This is a genomic window from Haloactinopolyspora sp. (assembly GCF_027324685.1).
GTDB lineage: Bacteria > Actinomycetota > Actinomycetes > Jiangellales > Jiangellaceae > Haloactinopolyspora.
The window spans coordinates 1-3,929 of the sequence record NZ_DAHVSH010000115.1; the positions used below are offsets into that span (position 1 = coordinate 1).

5 protein-coding genes are annotated in these 3,929 nt (G+C 67.5%); 2 read left to right on the forward strand and 3 right to left on the reverse strand.

Annotated elements, in window-relative coordinates:
• Positions 1 to 1,186: LuxR C-terminal-related transcriptional regulator (locus M6444_RS13145; RefSeq protein WP_298328015.1), on the forward strand; the 1,186-nt coding region annotated here is incomplete at its 5' end.
• A 15-nt stretch (positions 1,187 to 1,201) separates the two neighbouring features.
• On the opposite strand, the gene M6444_RS13150 is transcribed toward M6444_RS13145, so the two are convergent.
• Positions 1,202 to 1,618: a hypothetical protein gene (locus M6444_RS13150; RefSeq protein WP_298328017.1), complete on the reverse strand. Its 417-nt coding sequence runs from the start codon at positions 1,616 to 1,618 to the stop codon at positions 1,202 to 1,204.
• Positions 1,619 to 1,752: 134 nt separating this feature from the next.
• Between M6444_RS13150 and M6444_RS13155 the strand changes: the two genes are divergently transcribed.
• Positions 1,753 to 2,328: a potassium channel family protein gene (locus tag M6444_RS13155; RefSeq protein WP_298328019.1), complete on the forward strand. Its 576-nt coding sequence runs from the start codon at positions 1,753 to 1,755 to the stop codon at positions 2,326 to 2,328.
• Here M6444_RS13155 and M6444_RS13160 read toward each other — a convergent pair.
• Complete coding sequence (locus M6444_RS13160; RefSeq protein ID WP_298328021.1) at positions 2,246 to 3,031, reverse strand: IclR family transcriptional regulator; 786 nt, start codon at positions 3,029 to 3,031, stop codon at positions 2,246 to 2,248. The genes M6444_RS13155 and M6444_RS13160 overlap by 83 nt on opposite strands.
• Positions 3,032 to 3,079: 48 nt before the next feature.
• Positions 3,080 to 3,929, reverse strand: an 850-nt coding sequence (locus M6444_RS13165; RefSeq protein WP_298328023.1) for a carbohydrate ABC transporter permease, incomplete at its 5' end; no start/stop codon positions are given.

Genomic DNA, 3,929 nt, shown 5'->3' on the forward strand with positions numbered 1-3,929 from the left:
CTCGCTCAGCGAGCAGGCAGCACCGGTGAGCCCGGAGTTGAAAGCTCTGGCAGCAGTGCACCGGGGTGTCCTGCGGCTGTGGCTGACCGACTACCCACGGGCCGAGGCGGATCTGGAAGCGGCGCTGCACCTGGCACGTCAAGACGGGTACGACGCGGTGGCCGTGGAATGCTTGAGCTACCTCACGGCCTGCGCCGAAGCAACCGGCGACTTCGCCGCCGTACAGCGGCGCACGACAGCCGCGGTCGAGCTCGCCACGGCTCGAGGATGGGCCCATACGGCGCGGATGGCGCCGGCCTACGTGGCCGCGGCCCATGCGGCCTGGCAGCGGCTCGAGAACGATGTCGCGGCGATGTACCTCTCGCAGGCTTCGGTGATCGACGGCGGCGTGGAGCCGGAAGTCGGCGAGTCGTTGCGGCTGTTGGAAGCGCTGCTCGCCTGCGACGGAGCCGGCAGCCAGCACGAGGCGCTCAGGCACGTGCGGCTGTCGTGGTCGTCCGACGACCTGCGGTTGCTCCCCGGCAGCGCGTCCACCTTCTGTTTGAGCGAGCTCCGGATGGCGATCTCCCTCGGTGATGACGCCGCCGCGGCCGACGTGCTGGCTCGAGTCGAGCGGTTGCTCGGCGAATCCGGCGACGCCCTGGTCATGCGGGCACTGCTGCAGGGCCAACATGGGCGGCGGACAGCCGCGCTCAACTCGCTGGCCCGGGTGACCTCCGGGGCCGCGGTGTGTCATTCGGTGAACTCGCACGTCGCTGGAAGTCTGCTGGCCGCTCACCTGGCCGTGGAGATGAACGAACCGGCGCGCGCCCACGAAGCCATCGTGCAGGCGCTGGCTCTAGCGGCGCCGCGGCAGTTGTTGCGTGAGTTCGCGGCAGCATCGGCCGGCGTCAGGTCGATGCTCATGCACAACGGAGGGCGCTTTGCGGAGTACGAGGAGTTCGTCAGCCAGGTCTTGGCGGCTCGCAGCATGAATCTGGCCACGGTCTACGGCGAGACCTTGACCAGCCGCGAACTCGATCTGCTCCGCGACCTGCCCTCCAGGTTGTCGCTGGAGGAGATCGCCGCCGCCCACGTCCTCAGCGTGAACACGGTCAAGACGCACCTCAAGTCGGTCTACCGGAAGTTCCACGTGGGCAACCGAAGGCAAGCCGTCGACCGCGCTCGCGAGCTGGGCCTGCTCTGAGCAGGACGCAAGTCGTCAACTGTCGAATATGCCTGAGCGGGTGATGGCCCAGACGACGAAGATGTCGACGGCGATGATCAGCAACGCCCAGAACGGGTAGTAGGGGATGACGAAGAAGTTGGCGATGGCGCTGAGGATCGCCAGCAAGATGGCCACGCCCCCGGCCACAGCGTTGCCGGACAACAGCCCGAAGCCGGCGAGGACCAGAAGCGCGCCGAGGATGAGGTGCACCCATCCCCAAGTGGAGACGTCGACTTCGAAAGCGTAGTTCGGCAGCGTCACGAAGAACTGATCTTCGATGACGGCGGCCAGGCCCTGAAAGAACTGGAACGCTCCCACCATGACCATCACGGTGGCGGCGAAGACGACACCCCCGGTCGCCCAGGGCGAGGCCTGTCGAGGCTCGTCGTGGAAAGAGCGGACGTCAGTCATGATTCCTCCCTCGCACGCGATCGGCCGCAAGCTGGACCGACCCGCTTGCCATCACGATCGCGGCCGGCGGAAGCGACGGCATCACCCCACACGGGTGAAGTCACCGGATCGGGCCATGACCAAGCTGAGGAGTTGTGGCTGAGGGTGGCGTGGGGTTCATCGCGCGGGCAGCGCGCAGTACCGCCACGTTGGCCTGCCTGCTGGCCGTGTACTACGGTCTGCCGCTGCGCGCGGGACACGTCTCAGACCTCGCTGGACTCGTCGTCTTCGTCGGCGGGATCGCCGGGCTGATCTGGCTCGTCGGCCGGCAAGTCCGCCACTTCGTGGCCAGGCCGCCCGACGCCGGAGCGAGGTTGCTGGGTGTGCTGACGGTCCTCTATGCGGTGATCGTGTTCTTCTCGCTGGGCTACTACCTGATCCAGCGGAACATGCCGGGAGAGTTCGACGGCCTGTCGACGCGAACCGACGCGCTCTACTACACCGTCGTCACCCTCGGTACCGTCGGGTACGGCGACGTGCATGCGGTGGGCCAGGTCGCCCGGGTGGTCACCGTGGTGCAGATCACCTTTGACCTCGTGGTCATCGGCGTTCTGGTGGCGGTGGCATCAGCCCAGGTGACCGATCGAGTCACGACGGCCCAGGGGAGAGGTCCGGCTCGGGGAAGGGATCGGGGTAGCCCATCGAGGCCGAGATCGCGGCGGCAGCGCTGACCAGCGGGCCGGTCGCGGCCTCCATCAGGTCCTCGTTGAATCGCGTCGACGGCCCGGACACGCTCAGCACCGCGACATCGGACGGGGAGACGCGAATGGGCGCGGCGACGGTGTGCACGCCGCGGATGGTCTCTTCGAACGCCCACGCGTAACCACGCCGGCGCACCTCGTCGATCTGGGCGAGCAGGCCGTTCACGGTCGGCGGGGTGACATGCGTGAACGCCGCCTCGCCGACCTCGACGGTGAACCGGATGATGTCGTCTCGGGACAGCGCTGCCAACAGCACGCGCCCGGCGGCACCGGCCCACAGCGGATACGGCCGCCCGAGTTCGGCCTTCACCTTGAGTCCGGATCGTGCCTCGACCTGCTCGACGTAGATCCGTGCGGTGCCGGCCCGGACGGCGAGAGCGATGGTTTCGTCGAGCTCGTCCCGTAGCCGCATCATGTGCGGCAGCGCTTGATCGCGCACGTCGATCCGGTCCAGATAGGCCATGCCGAGGGTCAGCGTCATGGGGCCGAGGCCGTACCTGCGGGACTCGCTGTCCTGGCGCACCAGACCGCGCTCGTCCAGGGCCTGCAGCAGGCGCTGTGCGGTGCTTTTGGGAACGTCGGTGAGCACGCTGATCTCGCGCGCGCTCATGTCGCGGCCGGCTTCGGCGAGAGCCGAAAGCACGTCGGCTGCCTTGCGTACCGATTCGTTCACGTCACCCCCACGCCCCCGAGTCGGCTCGATTATCGCACCGCCGGGTGTTCACTTCCCCGCTCCGAGCGTGATGCCCTCCACGATCCGCCGGCCCAGCCATGCGTACAGAATCAGCATCGGCAACACGAGGATGCACACACCCGCGAACAGCCCGCCGTAATCGGCCCCGGAGAACTGCATGCTGGACAGGAAGTTGAGCACCGCCAGCGACAGGGTGTAATTGTCGACGCTCTGCAGGAACACGATGCCCAGCAGCGTCTCGTTCCACATTGAGATGGCATTGAGCACCAGCACCGTCACCAAGCCCGAGCGAGCCAGCGGAAGCATCACCTGGACGAAGCTGCGCATCGGCGAGGCGCCGTCGATGGCCGCCGCCTCCTCGATTTCGCTCGGCAACGAGCGCATGAAGCCGGTCAGCAGGAACACCGTGAACGGGACGTGCGTCGCGGTGTAGATGAGATACAGCCCGAACAGGCTGTTGACCAAGCCGACCCGGGCCATCATCTCGAACAGGGGAATGACGGTGACCTGGGCGGGAATGCCGAGACCCAGCACGAAGAACACGGTCAGCGGGCCGGCCGAACGTCGGCGTACCCGGCTGAGGACATACGCCGCCGGCGCCGAGACCGCCAGCGTGGACACCGAACCGGCCAGCGCCAGCGCCACGGTGTTGGCCGTCGCCCGGGCGAAGCCGCCTTCGCTCCACGCGGTGCGCCAATTCTCCAGATGCAGCGAGTCCGGAAGCCCCCACGGGGCACGGAAGATCTCCGGGGTCGGCTTGACCGACGACAGGATCAAGAACGCGAAGATCGCGATGTTGAATCCCACGAAGCCCCACACCAGGACCCGTCCGAAAGCACGCCCCGGGTCAGCGGTGATGCGGGCGCCCAGGCGCTCA